Origin of the sequence: Thermobacillus sp. ZCTH02-B1 (assembly GCF_002159085.1) — a bacterium.
Lineage (GTDB): Bacteria > Bacillota > Bacilli > Paenibacillales > Paenibacillaceae > Thermobacillus.
In genome coordinates this window covers 415328-437918 of the sequence record NZ_LZRU01000012.1, presented here as the reverse complement: position 1 = coordinate 437918, position 22591 = coordinate 415328, and the positions used below count along the sequence as shown (strand labels likewise).

20 protein-coding genes and 1 riboswitch are annotated in these 22591 nt (G+C 64.5%); of the genes, 15 read left to right on the top strand and 5 right to left on the bottom strand.

Features of this window, described 5'->3' with window-relative positions:
- Nucleotides 1-3 precede the first annotated feature (3 nt).
- Entirely contained in the window at nt 4-768 is a 765-nt protein-coding gene (gene sdhB / locus A9Z00_RS06930; protein WP_296975429.1) for a succinate dehydrogenase iron-sulfur subunit, read from the top strand.
- A gap of 65 nt (nt 769-833) precedes the next feature.
- Here the strand turns inward: sdhB and A9Z00_RS06925 are convergent, their stop codons facing one another.
- The 4 genes from A9Z00_RS06925 to A9Z00_RS06910 all read right to left on the bottom strand — a co-directional run bounded on the left by A9Z00_RS06925 (nt 834) and on the right by A9Z00_RS06910 (nt 3882).
- Nucleotides 834-1142 carry a winged helix-turn-helix transcriptional regulator gene (locus A9Z00_RS06925; protein ID WP_296975428.1) on the bottom strand — a complete coding sequence of 103 codons (309 nt, stop codon included), beginning with the start codon at nt 1140-1142 and terminating at the stop codon, nt 834-836.
- 79 nt (nt 1143-1221) lie between these two features.
- Complete coding sequence (locus A9Z00_RS06920) at nt 1222-1830, bottom strand: hypothetical protein (protein ID WP_296975427.1); 609 nt, start codon at nt 1828-1830, stop codon at nt 1222-1224.
- 299 nt (nt 1831-2129) lie between these two features.
- Nucleotides 2130-2939, bottom strand: coding sequence for a histidinol-phosphatase (locus A9Z00_RS06915; protein ID WP_296975426.1), 810 nt, complete (start codon nt 2937-2939; stop codon nt 2130-2132).
- A 40-nt stretch (nt 2940-2979) separates the two neighbouring features.
- Nucleotides 2980-3882, bottom strand: coding sequence for a LysR family transcriptional regulator (locus A9Z00_RS06910; RefSeq protein ID WP_296975425.1), 903 nt, complete (start codon nt 3880-3882; stop codon nt 2980-2982).
- Nucleotides 3883-4125: 243 nt separating this feature from the next.
- Between A9Z00_RS06910 and A9Z00_RS06905 the strand changes: the two genes are divergently transcribed.
- A complete protein-coding gene (locus A9Z00_RS06905; protein ID WP_296975424.1) occupies nt 4126-5430 on the top strand; it encodes an MFS transporter in 1305 nt (434 codons plus the stop codon).
- Nucleotides 5431-5506: 76 nt separating this feature from the next.
- On the opposite strand, the gene corA is transcribed toward A9Z00_RS06905, so the two are convergent.
- The gene (gene corA / locus A9Z00_RS06900) at nt 5507-6439 is read right to left on the bottom strand and encodes a magnesium/cobalt transporter CorA (RefSeq protein ID WP_296975423.1); all 933 of its coding nucleotides are present in this window, start codon (nt 6437-6439) and stop codon (nt 5507-5509) included.
- Nucleotides 6440-7013: 574 nt separating this feature from the next.
- A riboswitch (SAM riboswitch) is annotated at nt 7014-7123 on the top strand.
- A gap of 110 nt (nt 7124-7233) precedes the next feature.
- On the opposite strand from corA, the gene metA reads away from it, so the two are divergent.
- The 13 genes from metA (at nt 7234) to A9Z00_RS06835 (ending at nt 22574) form a co-directional block, all read left to right on the top strand.
- On the top strand, nt 7234-8151 hold the full coding sequence (metA, locus tag A9Z00_RS06895) for a homoserine O-acetyltransferase MetA (RefSeq protein WP_296975422.1): 918 nt from the start codon (nt 7234-7236) through the stop codon (nt 8149-8151).
- Nucleotides 8152-8240: 89 nt separating this feature from the next.
- The gene (locus A9Z00_RS06890) at nt 8241-9401 is read left to right on the top strand and encodes a PLP-dependent transferase (RefSeq protein WP_296975421.1); all 1161 of its coding nucleotides are present in this window, start codon (nt 8241-8243) and stop codon (nt 9399-9401) included.
- Between the two features lie 190 nt (nt 9402-9591).
- Complete coding sequence (locus A9Z00_RS06885; protein WP_296975420.1) at nt 9592-10848, top strand: MalY/PatB family protein; 1257 nt, start codon at nt 9592-9594, stop codon at nt 10846-10848.
- A 294-nt stretch (nt 10849-11142) separates the two neighbouring features.
- Nucleotides 11143-12276 (top strand): cyclic dehypoxanthinyl futalosine synthase, encoded by a 1134-nt coding sequence (gene mqnC / locus A9Z00_RS06880; RefSeq protein ID WP_296975419.1) that lies wholly within the window; start codon nt 11143-11145, stop codon nt 12274-12276.
- Between the two features lie 148 nt (nt 12277-12424).
- Nucleotides 12425-13513, top strand: a complete 1089-nt coding sequence (gene ytxC / locus A9Z00_RS06875) for a putative sporulation protein YtxC (RefSeq protein WP_296975418.1) — start codon at nt 12425-12427, stop codon at nt 13511-13513.
- A gap of 454 nt (nt 13514-13967) precedes the next feature.
- Nucleotides 13968-15905 (top strand): threonine--tRNA ligase, encoded by a 1938-nt coding sequence (gene thrS, locus A9Z00_RS06870; RefSeq protein ID WP_296975417.1) that lies wholly within the window; start codon nt 13968-13970, stop codon nt 15903-15905.
- A 75-nt stretch (nt 15906-15980) separates the two neighbouring features.
- Nucleotides 15981-16556 carry a 3D domain-containing protein gene (locus tag A9Z00_RS06865; protein ID WP_296975416.1) on the top strand — a complete coding sequence of 192 codons (576 nt, stop codon included), beginning with the start codon at nt 15981-15983 and terminating at the stop codon, nt 16554-16556.
- Nucleotides 16557-16750: 194 nt separating this feature from the next.
- Nucleotides 16751-17290, top strand: coding sequence for an RNA polymerase sigma factor (locus tag A9Z00_RS06860; RefSeq protein ID WP_296975415.1), 540 nt, complete (start codon nt 16751-16753; stop codon nt 17288-17290).
- Nucleotides 17291-17465: 175 nt separating this feature from the next.
- A complete protein-coding gene (locus A9Z00_RS06855) occupies nt 17466-18899 on the top strand; it encodes a methyl-accepting chemotaxis protein (RefSeq protein WP_296975414.1) in 1434 nt (477 codons plus the stop codon).
- Between the two features lie 178 nt (nt 18900-19077).
- Nucleotides 19078-20145 (top strand): cell wall-active antibiotics response protein LiaF, encoded by a 1068-nt coding sequence (gene liaF / locus A9Z00_RS06850; RefSeq protein WP_296975413.1) that lies wholly within the window; start codon nt 19078-19080, stop codon nt 20143-20145.
- A gap of 7 nt (nt 20146-20152) precedes the next feature.
- Nucleotides 20153-21202 carry a HAMP domain-containing sensor histidine kinase gene (locus tag A9Z00_RS06845; protein WP_296975412.1) on the top strand — a complete coding sequence of 350 codons (1050 nt, stop codon included), beginning with the start codon at nt 20153-20155 and terminating at the stop codon, nt 21200-21202.
- Nucleotides 21186-21857 carry a response regulator gene (locus A9Z00_RS06840; RefSeq protein ID WP_296975411.1) on the top strand — a complete coding sequence of 224 codons (672 nt, stop codon included), beginning with the start codon at nt 21186-21188 and terminating at the stop codon, nt 21855-21857. Before A9Z00_RS06845 ends, A9Z00_RS06840 begins: the two co-directional genes overlap by 17 nt.
- A 297-nt stretch (nt 21858-22154) precedes the next feature.
- Entirely contained in the window at nt 22155-22574 is a 420-nt protein-coding gene (locus A9Z00_RS06835) for a YugN-like family protein (RefSeq protein WP_296975410.1), read from the top strand.
- Nucleotides 22575-22591 lie beyond the last annotated feature (17 nt).

Sequence of the window (22591 nt, the reverse complement as noted above, 5' to 3'; positions counted from 1 at the left end):
ACGATGGCGACTGCGACGGCGGCACAGAAGACGGTCCGATTCATCATCACCCGGCAGGACCGGCCGGATTCGAAGCCGTATACGGAGACGTTCGACATCCCGTACCGGCCGAACATGAACGTGATCAGCGCGCTGATGGAGATCCAGCGCAACCCGGTCAATGCCGAAGGCAAGAAGACGACGCCGGTCGTCTGGGAATCGAACTGCCTCGAGGAAGTGTGCGGCGCCTGCTCGATGGTGATCAACGGCAAGCCGCGCCAGGCGTGCACCGCGCTCATCGACAAGCTCGAGCAGCCGATCCGGCTCGAGCCGATGCGCACCTTCCCGGTCGTGCGCGACCTCGTCGTCGACCGCTCGCGGATGTTCGATGCCCTGAAGCGCGTGAAGGCGTGGATTCCGATCGACGGCACCTACGACCTCGGTCCCGGTCCGCGCATGCCGGAGTCGAAGCGGCAATGGGCCTACGAGCTGTCGCGCTGCATGACGTGCGGCGTCTGCCTCGAAGCGTGCCCGAACGTCAACGAACGCTCGACGTTCATCGGCCCCGCGGCGATCTCGCAGGTGCGCCTGTTCAACGCCCATCCGACGGGCGAGATGAACAAGGAGGAACGGCTCGAGGCGCTCATGCAGGACGGCGGCATCGAGGGCTGCGGCAACTCGCAGAACTGCGTCCGCGTCTGCCCGAAGGGCATTCCGCTGACGACCTCGATCGCGGCGATCAACCGCGAAGTGACGAAATACATGTTCCGGAAATGGCTCGACACTTGACACGCGCGACGAAACGAAAAAGAACGCCCGGAAATATCCGGGCGTTCCGCATTTTACCCGCCTCGTTACATCCATTCGTGGCTCCACCGCTGGATCGACTGGATGACCGGCTCAAGAGCTTTGCCCTTGGGCGTCAGCTCGTATTCGATCCGCACGGGCATTTCGGGATAGACGCTGCGCTTGACGATGTTCAGCGCCTCGAGCTCCTTCATGCGGTCCGTCAGCATCTTGTCGCTCATGTCCGGTATCAGTTCCTTGATTTCCTTGAACCGCTTCGGACCGCCGAGCAGCACGTAGATGATGAGGCCGGTCCATTTCTTGCCGAGAATCTCGGCGGCCGACTCGTATTTCGGACACATCCGAGAGTAATCCACCGGATTCACCCCGCTTTGCAAGTTCTATTGTATCACTTCTGCCTGCAAAACGTAAGGGAATCCGGCGCATGTGCCGCGGTTACGGCGCGGAGCGCAGCATGCGGGCGATCGGGGACGGCGCGGTCGTGACGGCCGTGTCGCCGGGCGGCATGCCCCTTTCGAGGCAGTAGGCGCGCAGGTCGCCCCGGTAGACGAGCTCGAGCCGCGGCGACGCTTCAAGGTCGCACGGCGTCGTCAGCGCCGGCGGCTTGCGGACGAGCGGCGCGCCCGCCGCGACGAACAGGTGCGCGACGAACTGCGAACAGAAGTAGCGGTACGGCCGGCGCCACTCGATGCCGGCGGCGAGCGCCAGCAGGCCGGCCAGGTTGTAGCGGTAGCGGGGCGCCTCAAGGCGGAATCGTTCAAGTTCGGCGAGCAGCCGGGAGCAGGCGGTGCGGCCGAGCCGGCAGCGGTAGATCGCGCAGGGCGTATGGCGCTCCGGGTCGCGGATCAGGCTGCCCCAGACCCGTTCGCGGACGAATCCGGCCCTGAACGGATGATGCGGACGCAGCCGTCCGAAGCTGTATACTTCCCCAAGATCGGGATCGAGCGCAATCGATGCGTGATTGAGGGGTCTCCGGGTCCAGCAGCGGATGGTGCGGGAAAACAGCGTTCCGGTATCCGTGAGCAGGATGTATACATGGGGCATGGTTTCATCACCGCGTCCGTTTTTTTCCCATTCTAGGGGATGGCGGAACGGCGGTTAACGGCCCCGGGTACGGATTCGGACCGGACCGCGGGAAGGTTCCGGAACCGGACTTCGGTCGGAGGGAATCCGGCGGCGCATGATCTTACACGTTTGTTACAAAAATGAAAAGATCCTGTTACGGACCTTTTACATTCGGGGGTTATGATAATGGCAAGACCCCCTTTTCAATATATATCTTTCTTTGGGACCGGCCGATCGCGGCAGGTCTCCTTTTTTTTTCCGCCGGCGGCCCCGGGGGATCAAAGCGGCACGGCGACGCGTTCCTTCCGGCGGAAGAACACCCATTCCTTGAAGCCGATCTCCTTCAGCCGCTTCCGGACGCGATCCCAGTCTTCGGCGATCCGGCGCGGGGTGTGCGAATCGGAGCCGAACGTCACGTCGACGCCGAAGTACAAGGCTCGCTCGAGGATGTCGTCCGACGGATACCAGCCGCCGCACAGCTTTGTGCCGCCCGACGTGTTCACCTCGATCGCGACGCCGCACCGCGCGATCGTCTTCAGCGCTTCATCGATCGCATCATGGGCCGGAATCTCGGAGAATTCGGGATAGTTCCCCTTCATGGCGTCAATGTGGCCGAGGATCTGGAACATGCCGGACTCCGCGGACAGGGCGATCATTTCGTAATAATGGACCTTCTCCTCGATTTTCCGCTCCATCGGGAGCCCTTTCCACCGGTTCTTGTTGAAGATGCTGACGCCGCGCGTGAAATGGACGGAACCGATGATGTAGTCGAACGGATAGGGCTCGTAGGCTTTGCGATAGATGTCCGCGAACTCGGGGAAGAAATCGGATTCGACGCCGAGCAGCACTTCGATCCTGCCCCGATACTTCTCCTTCAGGCGCAGCACTTCCTCGACGTAGGCGGCGAACTCGCTGCGCGCCATCGCGACGCGCGGGTTCGGATGGTCCTCCGCGTGGGCAAAATACGGCGAATGGTCGGATATGCCGATGACGTCCATGCCGGCGTCGATGGCCGCGCGGATGTAATCCTCGATTTCGCCCTCCGCATGGCCGCAGCGGCTGTGGTGCGTGTGCAGGTCGAAACGCAATGCCCGGTCTCCTCCTTCGTGATCGGGATTCAAGCCGCAGTCATTCGCTGCCGATGAATTGATCCTCCGGCATTCCCTTCAGGTCGCTCAGGAATTGCCGCATGGCCGAGCTCAGGTACCGTCCCGCCTTGTACACGACGCCGACGGGATGGGTCTTCTCGAGCTCGCTTACCTTGATGAGCCGAAGCGTGCCGCGCTTCAGCTCCTCCTGGACCGAGAGCCTGGATACGATGGCCGCGCCCATGTTGATCTCGGCCATCCGCTTCACTTCTTCGCTCGAGGACAGCTCCATGACGATGCGCGGCTCGATGTTGTACTTGCGGAACATCCGGTCGACGAACCGGCGGATCAGGGTGTCCGGCGTGAGCATCACGAACGGAACGTCCTTCAGTTTGTCCACCGTCGTGTATTTCAGGTCCGCCAGCGGATGGCTCGGCGAGACGACGAGCTCGAACGTGTCGTAGTAGAGGACCGAGGTGACGAGGTTCGGATTTTCCTCGGCCAGGTACGTGATGCCGATGTCGATCGTGCCGTTCTCGACGTTCGCCATGACCTGCGCCGAAGGCATCGAGTAGATCGTGGTCTTGATGAGCGGGTACTGGTTCTGGAAATAGGACAGGACGCGGGGGAGAATCTGTATCGCGATGGACGAGGTGGTGCCAAGCACGATGTTGCCCTGCGGCGTCTCGTTAAGGTCGGCCAGCCGCTGCTTCAGTTCCTCGACAATGGCGAGGATCCGTTCGGCATGCTCGAGGAACACCTTTCCCTGGTCGGTCAGGGTGACGGGCTGGCTGCGGTCGATCAGGACCGTCTTGAATTCGTCCTCGAGGCTCCTGATCTGGGCCGATACGGCCGGCTGCGTCAGGTTGAGCAGCTCGCCCGCCTTGCGGAAGCTCATCGTTTTGGAGATCGTGACCAACGTCTCGAGCTGGCTGATGTTCAAGCGGTTCTCCCCCCTTTGCTGCTTGGCCTTTTCATGACGGATCAGGCGATGACGCCCGCATTTTTTTATTATAGGGGATCGCCGGACCGCGGGCAATTTTTGCCGGAGAATCGGAACCGGGGTTTTTCGCTCCCGGGCGCCGCATCTTTCCGCCTGGGCGTCCGGCAGGATTGGCGGCATGCGCGTCGAAATGTAGACAAATCGCGGCCCGGCTCAGGATTCGGCCGCGGGAAAGGGGATCCCATGAACCAGCTTCAAATCCGGGCCTGGGTGACGTACGACTGGGCCAACTCCGCCTTTGCCACCACCATGATGGCGGCCGTCATGCCGGTCTTTTATGAAAGCGTTGCCGGAGCGGGCCTCGCCGAAGGGGTCGCGGCTTCCTACTGGGGGTACACGCAGACGATCGCGATGCTGTGCGTCGCGGTGCTGTCGCCCGTCTTCGGCGCGATCGCGGATTACCGCGGATCGAAGGTCCGCTTCCTGTCCCTGTTCACGTTCCTCGGCGCCTTGTCGTGCCTCGCGTCCTTCTTCATCGGCGAGGGAGACTGGCTGCTCGCGTCGCTGCTCGTCATCCTCGGCACGATCGGATTTTCGGGCGGGAACACGTTCTATGACGCGCTGCTGCCGGATCTCGTGCCGGAGCGCGACCGGGACGTCGTCAGCGCGCGGGGATTCGCGGCCGGCTATCTGGGCGGGGGAATTCTGCTCGCGGTCAACATCGCGATGATCGAAGGCTGGTCCGTGTTCGGCTTTCCGGACAAGGCGACGGCCACCCGGGCGGTGTTCGTCACCGTCGGCGTTTGGTGGATCGCGTTCGCGATTCCGCTGCTGCGCGCGGTGAAGGACCGGCCGGCGAACCGCACGGCGACGCTGCCGTCGGTCATCCGCACGGGCTTCGCGCGCAATTGGTCGACGCTGCGCCGGATCCGGCAATACCCGGAGCTCGCGAAATACATGCTCTCCTACTGGTTCTTCAACGACGGGATCAACACGATCATCGTCATGGCGACGATCTACGGGGCGACGATCGGCATCGGCACGACCCATCTCATCATCGCGCTGCTGATCACGCAGTTCATCGGCTGGCCGGCCACGATCCTGTTCGGCCGGCTCGCGGTTCGCCTCGGCTCGAAGCGGGCGCTGTACCTGTCGCTGTACATTTACGTGCTGATCGTGGTCCTGGGGTATTTCATGACGACGGAGGTCCATTTCTACGCGCTCGCCGCGATGGTCGGGCTCGTGCAGGGCGGCAGCCAGGCGCTCGCGCGCTCGATCTACGCGAACATGACGCCGCCGTCCCGGCGGGCCGAATTCTTCGGATTCCTGAGCCTCTCGAGCAAGTTCTCGGCCAGCGCCGGCCCGTTCCTGTTCGGGCTGGTCGGCGCGCTGACGGGTTCGATCCGGCTCGGCATCCTGGCCGTGCTCGCGTTCTTCGTCATCGGCATCCTGCTCCTCATGACGGTCGATCTCGCGAAGGGGTACAAGGAGGCGCTGGCCGGGGAGAACGGCGGCGGGACGGGTGCGACGGCAGGTTCGGCGGTGTAATGTTCCTCGCTGCGGGATGAAACGAAAAGGGCTTGCGCGGACGCCGGTTTCCGGGTCCCGCAAGCCCTACGGCCGCTTACAGCCAGTTCTTCTTCCGGAACAGATAGAACATGCCGATGCCGACGACGAGCATCAGGCACAGCAGCGCGTACGCCGCGTACCGGTAATGCGCGCCCGGCAGTTCGACGTTCATCCCGTAGATGCCCGTGATGAACGTGAGCGGCATGAAGATCGTCGTAAGCGCCGTGAAGACGCGCATGATCTCGTTCGCCCTGCCGGCGAGGCTCGATTGATACGCTTCGCGCAGGTTGCCGATCAGATCGCGGTACGTGTCGAACGCTTCGGTGATCTTCACCGCGTTCTCGTAAATGTCGCCGAAGTAGTGTTGCAGCTGGTTGTCGATCAGCTTCAGATCCCGCTTGTGGAGCGCGCCCAGCACGTCCCGCTGCGGGATGAGCGCCTTGCGCAGCCACAGGATCTCGCTTCGCAGGCTGATGATCTCCTGGAGATGGCTCTTCTTCGTGTGCATCAGGATGTCTTCTTCGAGCTGGTCGATCCGCGTCTCGATCCGGTCGCCGACGAGGAAATAGTTGTCCACGACCCGGTCGATCAGGTGGTAGAGGAACACGTCCGGCCGGTCGACCTCTTCCTCGAGCAGGATCGGCTTGACCGCGCGCAGCTCGTTGATCTTCTGCCGCGTGACGGTGATGATGTAGTGCCGCCCGAGGAAAATGTTCAGCGCCCGCAGGAAGATCTCCTCGTCGTCGAAGCGGATGCTGTTGAAGACGATGAAATAATGCCCCTCGTGCACTTCCAGCTTCGGCCGCTGCTCCTCCTCGCTGAGGCAGTCCTCGACCTCGAGGTCGTGCAGGCCGAACAGCGGCTGCAGGATCGCCAGCTCGTCGACGTCGGCATCGATCCAGTAGAAGCCTTCGTCCGGCGGGTTCACCGCCGCGGCGACGTCTTCGACCGGCGTGAAGACGCCTTTGCGCACCAGTCGCGTTTTCATTCCGCTCGCTCCTTTCCGCGGGAATTGCGGAGTATGGCGGCGGCCCCGGGGCGCACCGCCCGCCGCCGGAAGCGCGCGGAACGTCCGTCAGACCGCGGCCGGTGCCGACGCGCCCGGACGACCGTCCCGCGCCGCGGATTCGGATCCGGCGGCACAAGAAGGATATGGATCAAGTCGTATGTCCGGTCCCTCACTGCCCATCCTGCCGATTCCGCCTCCTTCGCGCGTGATGTCGTTCCGGACGGTCCGTCCGGAATGTCAGTCCCTGTCTAGTATACTCCCCGCCACCCGCGCTTACAAGCGGCATTCCGCCGGCCGGGCGCGGCCCGGGGGCGGGCCCGCGCCCCGGCCCCGCCTGCTTCACGCACCGCCGGGTTTGCGCCTTTGCCGGGCTCGCGCCTGCCCCGGTTCGCGCTCCACGGTTCCCCCGCCGCCCGGCTTCACGCAATGCCCGTTTTGCGCCGTCCGGTCGCGCGCCGTCGGTTCGCGCTCCCGCCGAAAGCTTTTCTTGACGCCGCCCCCGGAATACGCTAAAGTATTAGGTAAACACAACCGAATACAACCGCAGACCACTTTCTTATCAAGAGCAGGCGGAGGGACGAGCCCGATGAAGCCCGGCAACCGGCGGCTGTCCGCACGGTGCTAATTCTTGCGGAAAATGTAATGTTTTCCGAGAGATGAGGAAGGCGGGTGACTGTCAAACATTCGGCCCTTTCTCGATCGGGAAAGGGCCTTACGTTTGCCGCCGAGACGCTCCCGTAAGCAGTGGTCGAAAGACGAAGGAGTGACCTGCAATGCCGATCAAGGTGCCCGACAATCTGCCGGCAAAAGAAATTCTGGAAGAAGAGAATATTTTCTTCATGGATGAAACGAGAGCATTCCATCAGGACATCCGTCCGCTCCGGATCGCCATCCTGAACCTGATGCCGACGAAGGAGACGACGGAGACGCAGCTGCTTCGCCTGATCGGCAACACGCCGTTGCAGGTCGAGGTGGTGCTGCTGCATCCGAAGTCGCACGTGTCCAAGAACACGCCCGCGGAGCATCTCGCGACGTTCTACAAGACGTTCGACGACATTTCGTCCCAGTTTTTCGACGGCCTGATCATCACCGGCGCTCCGGTTGAGCATCTGCCGTTCGAGGAAGTCGACTACTGGGAAGAATTGAAGGAGATCATGACCTGGTCCCGCCGGCACGTCACCTCGACGTTCCACATCTGCTGGGGGGCCCAGGCGGGGCTGTATCACCACTACGGCATTCCGAAACATCCGCTGCCCGAGAAAATGTTCGGCGTCTTCCCGCACTACGTGACGAAGAAGAACGTGCCGCTGCTGCGCGGGTTCGACGAGCTGTTCTACGTGCCGCAGTCGCGCCATACGGAAGTGCGGCGGGAGGACATCGAGAAGGTCGGCGACCTCGAGATTCTGTCGGTGTCCGACGAATCCGGCATCTACATCGTCGCCTCGAAGGACGGGCGGCAGATTTTCGTCACCGGGCATTCGGAGTACGATCCGCTGACCCTGAAATTCGAGTACGAGCGCGACAAGGCGAAGGGACTCAGGATCAACCTGCCGAAAAACTATTTCCCGAACGACGATCCGACGCGGACGCCGCTGTCCTCGTGGCGTGCGCACGCGAATCTGCTGTTCTCGAACTGGCTCAACTACTACGTGTATCAGCAGACGCCGTACGAGCTGGGAGCAGGCATGTGATCGGGAATACCGCCGCTGCGGTCCGGGCCGGCCCTGCGGCCGCACGGCGATTTTTTCCAGCCAAATACTTGATTAAGGAGCCCTGAATGATGAGAATTGAAAGTCGTTTGGCCCAAATCGGCTCGGTCCGGGATTCCGTCACCGGGGCGGTCAGCTATCCGATTTACCAGGCGACGGCGTTCCGCCATCCCGGTCTCGGTCAAAGCACGGGATTCGATTATGCGCGGACGAAGAGCCCGACCCGCATGGTGCTGGAGGAGGCGGCGGCCGAGCTGGAATCCGGAGATGCCGGTTTCGCCTGCAGCTCGGGCATGGCGGCGCTTCAGACGGTGTTCGCGCTGTTCCGGCAGGGAGACCACTTGCTGGTATCGCTTGATCTGTACGGCGGTACGTACCGGCTCATCGAACAGGTGATGTCCCGCTTCGGCCTGACGGCGTCGTACGTCGACACGAACGACATCGCGGCGCTCGAAGCGGAATGGCGCCCGGGCAGCACGAAGGCGGTGCTGATCGAAACGCCGACGAATCCGCTCATGATGATCACCGACCTGGCGAAGGTCAGCGAATGGGCGAAATCCCGCGGGCTGCTCGTGATCGTCGACAACACGCTGATGACGCCTTACTTCCAGCGCCCGATCGAGCTCGGAGCCGACATCGTCGTGCACAGCGCGACGAAATATCTCGGCGGACACAACGACGTGCTCGCCGGCCTGATCGTGACGAAGGGGAAGGAGCTGTCCGAGCGGATGGCGTTCCTGCACAACTCGATCGGCGCCGTGCTCGGGCCACAGGATTCGTGGCTGCTCATGCGCGGCATGAAGACGCTCGCGCTCCGGATGGAGCGCCACCAGGAGAACGCGCTCCGCGTCGCCGAATATCTGCTCGGCCATCCGCTCGTCGAAGAAGTGTACCATCCGGGGCTTCCGCAGCATCCGGGACACGATATTCACCGGAAGCAGTCGTCGGGGAACACGGGCATTTTCTCGTTCCGGGTGAAGGACGCGCGGCTCGTCGAGCCGGTGCTGCGTCATGTGAAGCTGATCGCATTCGCGGAGAGCCTCGGCGGCGTCGAGTCGCTCATGACGTATCCGGCCGTCCAGACGCATGCGGACATTCCGGAGGAGATTCGCCGGGCGGTCGGCGTCGACGACCGGCTGCTGAGACTCTCGGTCGGCATCGAGCACAGCGAAGACCTGATCGAGGATCTCGGACAGGCCCTGGAGCGGGCTGCGCGGGAGATCGGAGCCTGAGAACCGGGTCTTGAGCGATCGGAGCCGGGCGGGAGTTGGAACGGCCGCAGTCCGAGGCCCAAAGCCCGACTGATGCATACGGACGGACGGCGGGCATCGCGGACGCAACGCCGGCGGAAGGAATGCCGGGCATGAAGGACGAATGAACAGGCATGACGGACCCAAGACATGACGGAAAGGACTGCGGAACATGACGGAAGAACAACGAAGCAAAGCGGAAGCGCGGAGCGGTTCGGCGGAAGGCGGGCGGCCCGGCGGCGGACACGTCCATGATTTCGACCGGATCATCGAACGCCGCGGCACGTCGTCGCTGAAATGGGACCAGCTCGGCGCGCTGTTCGGCCGCGAGGACGTGTTGCCGCTGTTCGTCGCGGACATGGATTTCGAGGCGCCGCGGGAGGTCGTCGAGGCGATCGTCGCGCGGGCGAAGCACGGCGTCTACGGTTACACGATCCGGACCGACGGCTACTTCGAGGCGGTGACGGGCTGGCTGGAGCGCCGGCACGGCTTGAGGATCGAGCGCGACTGGCTCGTCAGCTCGCCCGGCGTCGTGCCGGCGCTCGCCGCGGCGATCCTCGCGTTCACGGAGCCGGGCGACGGCGTGATTCTGCAGCCGCCGGTCTACTATCCGTTCTACGACGTGATCCGCGCCAACGGCCGGACCGTCGTGGAGAACCCGCTGCGCATCGAGGACGGCGTCTATCGGATGGACTTCGACTTGCTCGAGGAGCAGGCGAAGACGGCGAAGCTGATGCTGCTGTGCAGCCCGCACAACCCCGGCGGCCGGGTGTGGACCGCGGACGAGCTCAGGCGGGTCGGCGACATCTGCCTGAGGCACGGCGTCATCGTCGTGTCCGACGAGATCCACCACGATCTCGTCTTTCCCCCGCACAGGCACGTGCCGTTCGCGGCCCTCGGACCGGAGTACGCGGAGCGCTCCGTCACCTGCATCGCGCCGAGCAAGACGTTCAATCTGGCCGGGCTGCAGGCCGCGGCGGCGATCGTGCCGAACGCCGAGCTGCGCAGGCGGTACATGCGCACCGCGCGGTTCGGACTCTCGATCCACATGGACAATTGCTTCGGCGTGATCGGCATGGAGGCGAGCTACCGGCACGGCGAGCCGTGGCTCGAGCAGCTGCTCGTCTATCTGCGGGAGAACCGGGATGCGCTCGTGATGTATCTGAAGGAGCGGCTGCCGGAGCTCCGGGTCATGGTGCCGGAGGCGACCTATCTCGCGTGGGTCGACTGCCGCGCGATTTCGGAAGATCCGGCCGAGCTGAAGAAGCTGATGTACGAGGAAGCGCGCGTCGCATTCAGCGAAGGCTCGGTGTTCGGCCGGCAGGGCGCGGGCTGGCTGCGCATCAATTTCGGTTGTCCGCGCGCGGTGCTGCTCGAGGCGCTCGGGCGGTTCGCCGCGGCGGCGCGGCGACGCCTGGACGCAAAGTAGGCGAGCGGCGGTCCGTTTGGCGCCTTGCTGCGCCAGGACGGCGAAGAATCGGAACATCACGGACATGCTGGTGCGAATGTGCATCGGGTCGATCCTTTCCGGCGGCGAACCGGAGAATCCGGTGAAATGTTGCGCCAAATCCGGCCATTGTTCCCGTCGGATCAGACATTTTGGTTCATTATTGCGCCAAATCCCACCGGGTCTGTCGGTCGACGCGACAGACCCGTTTGTGTTATGATGGGAAGGACAACGCATGCGGCCAGATCGGCCGGCCGGAATGGGAGGGTCCGGGAAATGAGCCAGGTGGACCGCATACTGGACAAGGCGCTGAAGGGCGAAAGACTCGGCCTCGAGGAGATCGTGACGCTGTTCGAGAGCGACGAGATCGAGAAAATGGGCGCCGCGGCGGACGCGATCATGAAGCGGTTCCATCCGGAACCGATCGTGACGTTCGTCGTCGGCCGGAACATCAACTATTCCAACATCTGCGACACCTATTGCCGGTTCTGCGCGTTCTACCGGCCGCCGGGGTCGCCGGAAGGGTACGTGCTGCCGAACGAGACGATCTTCCGGAAGATCCAGGAGACGGTGGACGTCGGCGGAACCGAGATTTTGATGCAGGGCGGCACCCATCCGGATCTGCCGTTCTCGTACTATCTGGATCTGCTGCGCGAGATCAAGAAGCGGTTTCCCGGCATCACGATGCATTCGTTCTCGCCGGCGGAGATCCGCAAGATGCAGCAGGTCTCGGGCCTGCCGCTCGAAGAGGTGATCCGGCAGCTGCGCGACGCCGGCCTCGATTCGATTCCCGGCGGCGGGGCGGAGATCCTCGACGACCGGACGAGGCTTCGGATCAGCCGGCTCAAGGGTTCGTGGACCGAATGGATGGAAGTGATGAAGACGGCCCATCGGCTCGGCATGAACACGACGGCCACGATGGTCATCGGGTTCGGCGAGTCGATGGAGGAGCGCGCGCTGCACCTCCTGCGCGTGCGCGAAGCGCAGGACGAATGCATCCGGAACGGCTACAAATCGGAGGGCTTCCTCGCCTTCATCCCGTGGACGTTCCAGCCGGACAACACGAGGCTGAAGCGGGAGAAGGCGTCGCCCGAAGAATACCTGAAGACGCTCGCGATCAGCCGCATCGCCCTCGACAACATCAAGAACTTCCAGGCGTCCTGGGTGACGATGGGACCGGAGATCGGGAAGCTCACGCTCCGCTTCGGCGCGAACGACTTCGGCAGCACGATGATCGAGGAGAACGTCGTCTCGGCGGCCGGCACGACGCACAAGGTGAACATCGCCCTCATTCTCGATCTGATTCGCCAGACGGGCAAAATTCCGGCCCAGCGCAACACGCGGTACGAGATTCTGAAGGTGTTCCGCGAATCCGAAGGCGTCACCCGCGACTTCGTCATGCAGAACTGATCATTCCTTGCGCGGCATGCAGGCCCCGCGCCCGGTTTCCCGGTGCGCGGGGCCCGATTTTTCCGCATCCTGCATGCCGAGCCGCTCCTTTCTTCGTATATCCGTCGAACGGCGGCCATATACTGTCAGCGGGGAAAGGAGTGGGCCCATGGAAATCTTCGAGGTCAGGTTGTCCGCCGCGTCCGAAGACAAGCTGTCCGAGCTGGCCCGGTGTCTGGCCGAATCCCTGGCGGATCTCGGGATCGACGGACGCCTCGAGACCGTCCCGCCGCTCGGCCTGATCGTCTACCGATGCGCCGGGTCGGCTCCGGACGACGGCCTGCGGCTCGCGATCCACAGACGCGCCGCCGAAGGGATGGCCGAGTACGTGCTGAACGCGGTCGAACCGGAACTGATCCGGATCATGATCCAACGATATTATCCGTGCGACGAAGACGACGCGGAGCGGATCGCGGAGCTGTGCGAGCGGATGCTCGGCGGACGGCCGGACCGGCGGGACGGGGGGCCGGCGGGCGGCGATTCGACCGCGGACGCATGCGCCGGAACGGGGCGGAATGAAGACGGCCCGCATCCGGCAGCCGGCGGGGACGGAACGGAGGCGCCGGCGGCCGGCGCTTCTCCCGTGCATGCCGAAGGCGGCGGAACGGGCGGTACGGAAGCCGCGCCCGAAGGAGGCGGGGCCGTCCGCATCTCCGAATGCCCGGGCCGCGAGCGGCGCAAGCGGCACATTGCGGAGGAGCTGCTCGCCTACCTGCAGGAGCGGCCTTCGCTCCATCTTGAGGGCTACATCACGTTCCGGCTGGACAAGTATTGGGAAGAGCTGGCCGAAACGACGGAAGCCGCGGTTGGCGAGTTCGTGTCGGACCGCCAATACCGGGAATTCGTCGGGCTGCTCAACGAATTCGTATGCCGGCAGCAGCCGCGGGTGCCCGGCGTGCATCTGGTGCTCAAGGCCGACGGCGGCTTCGCGCTGTACGACGAGGCGTTCCGTCCCATGGAGCCCGCGGGAAGCGGGATGATCGCTCCCGAATTTGCCGGCATCCTCGATGAGGATCTGAACGTCGAGGACATGGTCGTCAGCTGCCTGCTCGCGATATCGCCCCGGGAGATCACGCTGCACGCCCGCGATTCCGAGCTGCCGGTCGTGCGGACGATCGGTGCGATCTTCGCCGGGCGGGTGACGCTGTGCGCGGGCTGCCGCTCCTGCCGCCCGCTGACCGGCGCCGTTCCGAACTGAACGCTTCGACGGCATGGATCTTCCCGCCGCAAGCGGAGCACGGCGGCCGCCTGCCAGCCGCACACGCTTCCGGCCGGCCATCGCGCGGAAACGCGCTCCCTTGACCGTGCCGAACGACGGGTATATAATGATCGGCGTAACCACCATATGGCCAACGGCGACGACGAAGACATGTTCCCGTCGTACGGCACGGCACAGAGAGAGGGAACTCGGGCTGCAATTCCCTCCCGGCGCCAGGCGGGAATACCCCTTCATCAGCCGTGCGGTTGAACGGGCCCGGCCCCAGTAAGCCGCACCGGGTCATCTCCGTTACGGGATGTTCGAGGCGAACGGCCGCCGGCCGCATGCGGCCGAGGGGGTGTCGTTCGCGAAGAAGGGTGGAACCACGGGCATGATGTGCGCTCGTCCCTTTCGGGGCGGGCGTTTTTTATTTATCGGAGGGAGGTTGCCGGTCATGTCGATTCGCATCACGTTCCCGGACGGCGCGGTCAGGGAGTACGCCGCGGGAACGACCGTCGAGGAAATCGCGGGCTCGATCAGCCCCGGACTCAGGAAGAATGCCGTCGCGGGCAAGGTGAACGGACGGCTCGTCGACGTCTACGCGCCGATCGAGGAGGACGCGTCGCTCGAGATCATCACGCTCGACGCGCCGGAAGGAGTCGAGATCATGCGCCACAGCACGGCGCACCTGATGGCGCAGGCGCTCAAGCGGCTGTACGGCGCGAAGAACGTCAAGCTCGGCGTCGGGCCGGTCATCGAGGACGGCTTCTATTACGACGTCGATCTGGACCGTCCGATTTCCTCGGACGATCTGGAGAGCATCGAGAAGGAGATGGCCAAGATCGTCGCCGAGGATCTGCCGATCCGGCGCCGCGTCGTCAGCCGCGAGGAGGCGATCCGGATCTACGAGGAGCTCGGCGATCCGTACAAGCTCGAGCTGATCCGCGAACTGCCGGAGGACGCGGTCATCACGATCTACGACCAGGGAGAGTTCTTCGACCTGTGCCGCGGGCCGCACCTGCCGTCGACCGGGCGGATCAAGGCGTTCAAGCTGCTCAGCGTCGCGGGCGCGTACTGGCGGGGCGATTCCCGGAACAAGATGCTCCAGCGCATCTACGGCACCGCGTTCCCGAAGAAATCCCAGCTCGACGAGTATCTCCATCTGCTCGAGGAGGCCAAGAAGCGCGACCACCGCAAGCTCGGCCGCGAGCTCGGATTCTTCACGTTCTCGAAGGAGGTCGGCCAGGGGCTGCCGCTCTGGCTGCCGAACGGCGCGAAGCTCCGGCGCACGCTGGAGCGGTACATCGTCGATCTCGAGGAGCGGCTCGGCTATCAGCACGTCTATACGCCGGTGCTGGCGAACGTCGAGCTGTACAAGATTTCCGGCCACTGGGAGCACTACCAGGAGAACATGTTCCCGACGATGAAGCTCGACAACGAAGAGCTCGTGCTGCGCCCGATGAACTGCCCGCACCACATGATGGTGTACAAGAGCGAGCTGCGCAGCTACCGCGATCTGCCGATCCGGATCGCCGAGCTCGGCACGATGCACCGCTACGAGCTGTCGGGCGCGCTGACCGGCCTGCACCGCGTCCGCGCGATGACGCTGAACGACGCACACATCTTCTGCCGTCCCGACCAGATCAAGGAGGAGTTCACCCGCGTCGTGCAGCTCATCCAGCAGGTCTACCGGGATTTCGGGATCAAGGAATACCGGTTCCGGCTGTCGTACCGCGATCCGAAGGACACGGAGAAATACTATCCGGACGACGAGATGTGGGAGAACTCGCAGCGCATGCTGAAGGAGGTCGTCGAGGAGCTCGGCCTGCCGTATTTCGAGGCGGAGGGCGAGGCGGCCTTCTACGGGCCGAAGCTGGACGTGCAGATCAAGACGGCGCTCGGCAAGGAGGAGACGCTGTCGACCGCGCAGCTTGACTTCCTGCTGCCGGAGCGGTTCCAGCTCGAGTACATCGGCGAGGACGGGCAGAAGCACCGGCCGGTCGTCATTCACCGCGGCATCATCAGCACGATGGAGCGGATGACCGCGTTCCTGCTCGAGAACTTCGCGGGGGCGCTGCCGCTCTGGCTGTCGCCGATCCAGGCGCGCGTCATCCCGGTGTCGCAGCAGTTCGACGACTACGCGAAGCGGACGGCCGAACGGTTCCGGGAAGCGGGCATCCGCGCCGAAGCGGATCTGCGCAACGAGAAAATGGGCTACAAAATCCGCCAGGCGCAGCTCGAGAAAATCCCGTACATGTTCATCGTCGGCGAGAAAGAGGCGAAGAGCGAGACCGTCTCCGTGCGGAAGCGCGGCGAAGGGGACATCGGCGCCCGGCCCGTCCACTTGATGATCGGGCTGTTGCTTGAGGAAATCCGCACCCGCCAGGTATGAAGCCGTAATGTCCGCCATGCATAAAACCGCGGGGTCCGGGGCATCCTCCGACATGCAAGGAGGAGATTCGACTCGATGTCGACGGACTCTGGCATATGTCGCCGCCTTCCGGCGGCCTTTCGGCTTGCGGCGGCGGCCTTCATCGCCGTCGCCGCGGTCTGCGGCCCGGCCGGATCCGCGACGGCCGCGCCGGAAGCTTCCGGCGGTCCGGCGGCCGGTGCGGAGGACGCGAAGACCGGCCCGATCGAATCCGTCGTCGTGACGGCGACCGGCTACACGGCCGGTGTGGAATCGACGGGCAAGCGGCCGGGCGACCGCGGATACGGGATCACCTATTCCGGCGTGAGGGTAAGGCGCGGCATCGTCTCGACGATCGCCGCCGACCCGAAGGTTTTTCCGATCGGCACCCTGCTGTACATTCCCGGCTACGGTTACGGCGTCGTCGCCGACACCGGCAAGGCGATCAAGGGCAACCGCATCGATCTCTACTTCGAGACGCCCGGTCAGGTCTACCGCGAATGGGGCAAAAGAACCGTCAAGGTCGACGTGCTCGTGCGGGGTGACGGCAAACTCACCGAAGCGCGGCTCGCCGAACTGGGACGCGCGGTGGAGACCGGGAAATGGCTGCCCGTCGCCCGACGCAAAGCGTGACCCTGCCCATCCGCGCGACCGTTCACGATACCGGCGCGATACATCCCGTCGCCTCCCCGCGGCGGGATTTGTTTTTTTTCGACGGCAAACAATGGTTCCCGCGGTACTCGTCATCTCCGTGGCAACATGATAAGATGGATGGTGGGTGGCAAGGGGTTTGTAACCATTTGTTCGAAATTGGACGGTGCAGGTCCATGGACGGGAAAGGCGTGCAGCTCTCGGGCTTTCTGGATCCGCGCAAGGAAGCGGAACTGATCGAACTTTACAACCAGATGATCCGCGTCGCCTACGCGAACGTGTACAACAAATGCGACGTGCTGGACGTTGTCCAGGAGGCCTGGGTCAAAATGCTGACCAAGCGTGCCTCGCTGCGTGAATCGGACAAGCTGACCGCCTGGGCCAAGGTGATTACGCGCAATGTCGCGGTCAACGTGAACCGGTCGGCGGCGCGGACGCGGTCCTGGGACGGGGATTTTCTGCGGGCCGCCGGCGACCGGGAAGCGCGGACGGAGGAACTCATGATGGAAATCTCGGAGCTTCTGGGCCAGCTCGAGCCCGCGGCGCGCACCCTGTTCCTGTACAAGTACTATTACGGCCTGAAGGACCAGGAAATCGCGAACGCCATGTCGATGCCGGTCGGAACGGTGAAGGCGAAGATCCACCGGGCGCGCGAAAGGCTGAAGAAAGCGCGGCTCGCGGACCTGGATTTGCGAAGCAAAGGCGGCTCGGTTTAGGGCGAATCTTGGAATCGCATACATGAAAGGGAACCGAAGCGTGTCATATAAGTGCAAATTTTGTGAAAGAGGATCTGACACAATTGTGGCAGTTCCTCTTTATTTTTCTCCATAATTCGACTATAATGTTATAAAAATTTACACAAATCTCGAGGATGGAACGGGAGCGATCGAGATGAGCCCAATCCGACGCTGGTGGAACCGCGCTGATCGGGAGCCGGCTTCGGCCTTCCGGGCTTCGGATCACGAAGACAAGGTGTCGCAGCTCATCCATGAATCGCTGGTCATCTCCGACCGGATGCAGGCCGCGGTGGAGGAAGTCGATCTGGCCGCCCGGGAACTGGCGGAGATCGCCGACCGCTCCAAAGCGCAGGAAGAACGGCTGCGCGGGCTGGGGCGCCGCGCGGTGGAGCTGATCGAGGAGACATTCGCCGCGCTCCAGACGGTGGAGGCCCGGGCCGAGGAAATCAAGCACGGCATGCTCCGAACGAGCGAGAGAAGCGGGGAAGTGAAGCAGGTCGTCATCGACGTCTGCCGGTCGCTGGTGAACACCGACGAGGTGATGAACGACCTCGGGCGGCACAACCGGACGATGGAGCAGCGGATCGACGAACTGATCAGCCATATGTCGCGCATCGGCGAGATCAACGCCTTCCTCCAGGAGGTCGTGGCGCAGACGTCGCTGCTGGCGCTCAACGCCTCGATCGAGGCGGCGCACGCGGGCGAGTACGGCCGCGGGTTCGCCGTCGTGGCGCAGGAGATCCGCAAGCTGGCGGACCAGAGCCATGAAGCGCTGCGGCGCTCCGGCGGCATCGTCGGGGAGATCGAGGCGGGCGCGCGGCAGGTCATTCAGTCGGTGCAGGCGGAGAAGGCGGCGGTGCAGCGCGGCATTGCCGAGATGGCGCAGACGAAGGCCTGGATGGACGACATTTATGCCCGCATCATCCAGCTCGATCCGCTCGTCTCCTCCGCGGCGGAGGCGAGCGCGCAGCAGTCCGGGCTGACGGCGGAAGTGACGGCGATGCTGAAAGAAGCGGTGGAGGCGATGGGGATGACGATCCGGAGCGTCGACGAGACGCTGGAACTGACCGCCGAGCAGCGCCGGCAGATCGCGAAGCTGGACCGGGTGCGGGAAGATCTCGGCAAGAATTCGCGGTCGCTCAGCGCGGCGATCCAGGAGGTCGGCCTGCTCCGCGAATTCGACTCCGACGGGCTTCCGGTCGAGCCGATGGTCGAATGGCTGAAGTCGGTCGCCGGCATGCCGCAGATCCGCTCGCTGGACGAGAAGGCTCACGCGGCGACGCTGAAGCAGCTCATCGAAGCGAAGCCGGAAATCGAGGCGATCTGGTCGAACCGGTCGGACGGCTCGTTCATTTTCTCCTTCCCGGAAGCCGGGCTGCTCAACGCGCGAAGCCGGGAATGGTGGAAGCGGGCGATGGAGGGCGGCGCGTATATTTCCGATATTTATATATCCGCCATCACGAAGCGTCCGTGCCTCACGATCTCGATGCCGATACGGGACGACAGCGGCAAGCCGGCCGGCGTCATCGGCATCGACATCGGCATGGAGCAGGCGCCAAAGTCCCGGCCGAAGGCGGCCGGCGGCTGATCCGGTGCGGATCGGCCGGAAAGCGGCGGAACCATCCACGGCATCTGACAGCCGGTTCCAACATTTGTAAGACGGCTCGGTCTCCGGACCGAGCCGCCGCTCATTCGCGGGGTCCTTCCCGGCCTGCCGGCGTTCCATGTATACTGGACGTACCAAAACAGCGCATGGAGAGATGGACATGAATTCGAGATCCTTCGGCAGGGTACTCGGCGGGCTGATCCTGCTCGCGGTCGGCGGGATGTTCCTGCTTCGCCAGCTGGGCCTCGTGGCATTCGACATCGATATCGGCATGATCGCGTCGACGTTCTGGCCGCTCGTGCTCATCGCGGTCGGCGTCCACGGCCTGATGCAGCGCGGCGGCTGGTGGTGGGGGCTGTTCCTGCTGGGGCTGGGTCTCTTCTTCCAGGCTCGCAACCTCGGCTTCACCGACCTGACGCTCGGCGAAGTGTTCCGATACGGATGGCCGATCATCCTGATCTACTGGGGGCTCGTCCTGATCTTCCGCAAGGGCGGACAAGCACGGACCGACAACGGCTGGCATTCCTATCCGCCGAGAACCGACGGGCCGTATCCCGGCGAGCGTCCGGTTCCGCCTCCGCCTCCGCCACTCCATCCGGACCCGTTCGGTCCGGACGGCGGAGCCGGTCCGTCCGGCGCGGGCGGGCAGCCCGGGCGCGGCGCGGGGGAATCCGGCGGAGCGGGCGGCTCCTATGGTCCGTCGGGATGGCCGGGCGCGGAAGGTCCGGGCGGCGCGTCTCAGGGATGGAGCGGCCCGGGCGGATGGCACGATTCCGGCGGTTGGAACGGCGCCGGCGAAGGCGGCCGGCCGACGGACGACCGCCGGCCGGGCCGGACGCCGGGGCAGGGCGTCGAGAACCGCAGCGGGTTCATCGGCGATATCCACATCGGCGGCGACTACTGGGAGCTCCGGCCGATGGACATCTCGCTGTTCATCGGCGACATGGTGATCGATCTGACGAAGGCCCAGATCCCGCCCGGCGAGACGCGCCTCAACATCTCCTCGTTCATCGGCGACGTCAAGGTGTTCGTCCCGAACGACCGCGATCTCGGCATCAGCGTCTCCTCGAGCTCGTTCATCGGGGACACGAAGGTGATCGACCGGCACGAGGGCGGATTCCTGAAGAACGTGAAGTTCGAGACGCCGTATTACCACGAGGCGGACAAGAAGGTGCGGCTCAACGTGAGCTCGTTCATCGGTGACGTCCGCATTGTGAAAGTGGGATGAAGAACCAGTGATCGAGCGGATTCGGCGAAGCAGCAAGTGGGAGCTCATCTTCATCGTGCTCGGGACCTCGGCGCTGTCGACGGCCATCGCGGCCGTCGGCACGGTCTATTCGGAAGCGGTGCTGCCGCCGGGCGACTGGCGCTCGGCGGCTGCGGCCGTTTTCGTGCTCGTGAACATCGGCGTCGGCTACTGGGCGGCGCGGCGGATCCAGCGGCGCGTCGATGCCCTGCACTTTGCAATCAAGCAGGCGGTGAACGGCAACCTGTCCGTCCGCATTCCGGAGGAAGGCGCGCGCTCGTTCGCGCCGATCTACCGGGATTTCAACGAGATGGCGGCGAAGCTCGGAGAGCGGCTGCAGCTTCTGCAGCGCCTGGGCGAGGAGCAGGTGATGCGGGAGGCGGCGTCGAACGAGGCGGCCGTGCTCGAGGAACGCAAGCGGCTGGCGCGCGACCTGCACGACACGGTCAGCCAGCAGCTCTTCGCGATCCACGTGTCGGCCTCGTCGCTGCCGAAATTGCTCGAGATCGACCGCGGGCGGGCGGAGGAAGTGATGCAGCAGCTCATTCGGATGTCAAACACGGCGCAGCGGCAGATGCGCGGGCTGATCGCGCAGCTCCGCCCGCTCGAGCTCGAGGGACGCTCGCTGAAGGAGGCGCTCGAGAAGTGGTTTCCGGACTACTGCCGGCAGAACGGGCTGCAGGGCGAGCTCCGGTGGGACATCGAGACGCCGCTCTCGGAGGCGAAGGAACATCAGCTCTTCCTGATCATCCAGGAGGCGATGGCGAACATCGTGAAGCACGCGTCGGCTCAGCGGGTGCTGCTGCACGCGACGGAGAACGAACGGCAGCATGTGGTCATCCTGCAGGACGACGGCGCGGGGTTCCGGGCCGATCAGGTGAAGGCGGGCTCTTACGGCCTGTCGACGATGCGGGAGCGGGCGCAGAAGCTCGGCGGCGACACGGAAATCATCAGCAAGGCCGGCGCCGGCACGCGCATCCGCGTGACGATACCGAAATTTGCGGAGGGGGAGGACGGCGGAAATGGACGCAACGGCTGAATGCCGCATCATGATCGTGGACGACCACGACATGGTCCGGACCGGGCTCAAGACGTATCTGATGCTGGAGCCGAAATTCGAAGTGTGCGCGGAGGCGGGCAGCGGCGAGGAGGCGCTGCGGGTGCTGGAGTCGCTGGAGCCGGACAGGCTGCCGCACATCATCCTGATGGATCTGATGATGCCCGGCATGGACGGCGTCGAGGCGACGCGCGCGATCCTGGCGCGATGGCCGGACATCCGGGTCGTCGTGCTGACGAGCTTCCTGGAGGATGACAAGGTGCTCGCGGCCATCGAAGCCGGCGCGACGAGCTACGTGCTGAAGACCGTCTCCGCGGAGGAGCTGATCTACGCGCTGAACGGCGCCGCCCGCGGCAAGCCGGTCATGATGAGCGACGTCTCGCAGGCGCTGACGCGCGGCTTGCGGCAGCGTGCCGCCCAGGAGGCGGGCGACGGCCTGACCGAACGGGAGAAGGAAGTGCTGCTCCTGATCGCCGAAGGCCGTTCGAACAAGGAGATCGCGGAGGAGCTGCACATCAGCATCAAGACGGTCAAGACGCACGTCAGCAATCTGCTCATGAAGTGCGGGCTCGAAGACCGGACGCAGCTCGCCGTGTACGCCCACCGCAACGGGCTGGTGAAGCCCGCGGATCGGTAGCGGAACCGGAGCGGGCCCGGGACCGGGCGCGGCATCGGGGTTCGGCATCTCCGGTACGGGATCGGTCCTGCCGGCGTTGTTCCGGGCGCGGCTTCGGGGCTCCGCGTCCGGCATCGATCCTGCACCGGGGGGCCCGGCGGCTGACCGCCCGCTTCCGGCTCCCGGCGGCCGTCCGGCGCGCCCGGCGTGGCGAGGCGCGATTTCCGCCGGCCGGCGAGGACCGCCCGCATATTTTCCGGCGATGACGGGCATGCTGATCTTATGCCATTTCATGCCTGAAGGGGTCGGTCGCAGGCCATGTTGCCGCTGGAATCGCAGCTCGAAAACCGGGAATTCAAGTTCGTCGAAGCGCGCGGCGTGCTGGGCGATCTCGGCTTTGTCCTCGGCGGGGGCTGGGAGTACGACGGCGGATGCTTCGACCGCGTGCTGGACGGCGAGAAGCGGGAGATGTGGCTCAGGCTGCCGTTCGTCGCGACGCACGGACATATCGACGCCGAGGAAGAGGAGAACGACGCGGTCATCCGTTTCGGCAAGCCGTACGCGCTGCGGCATGTCCATCAGGACGGCGTGGACACGGGCGCCGGCATGCGGCTGTCCGCCGGGCTGATCGACCAGTTCGCGGCGCCGAAGGATCCGGACGCCCGGATCGCGCCGGAATGGGCGAAGCGGGCGGAGGAAATGCTCAGGGTCGCCGAATCGGCGCTGCTCCGGAACTGACGGGGTTTGTGCGCGCT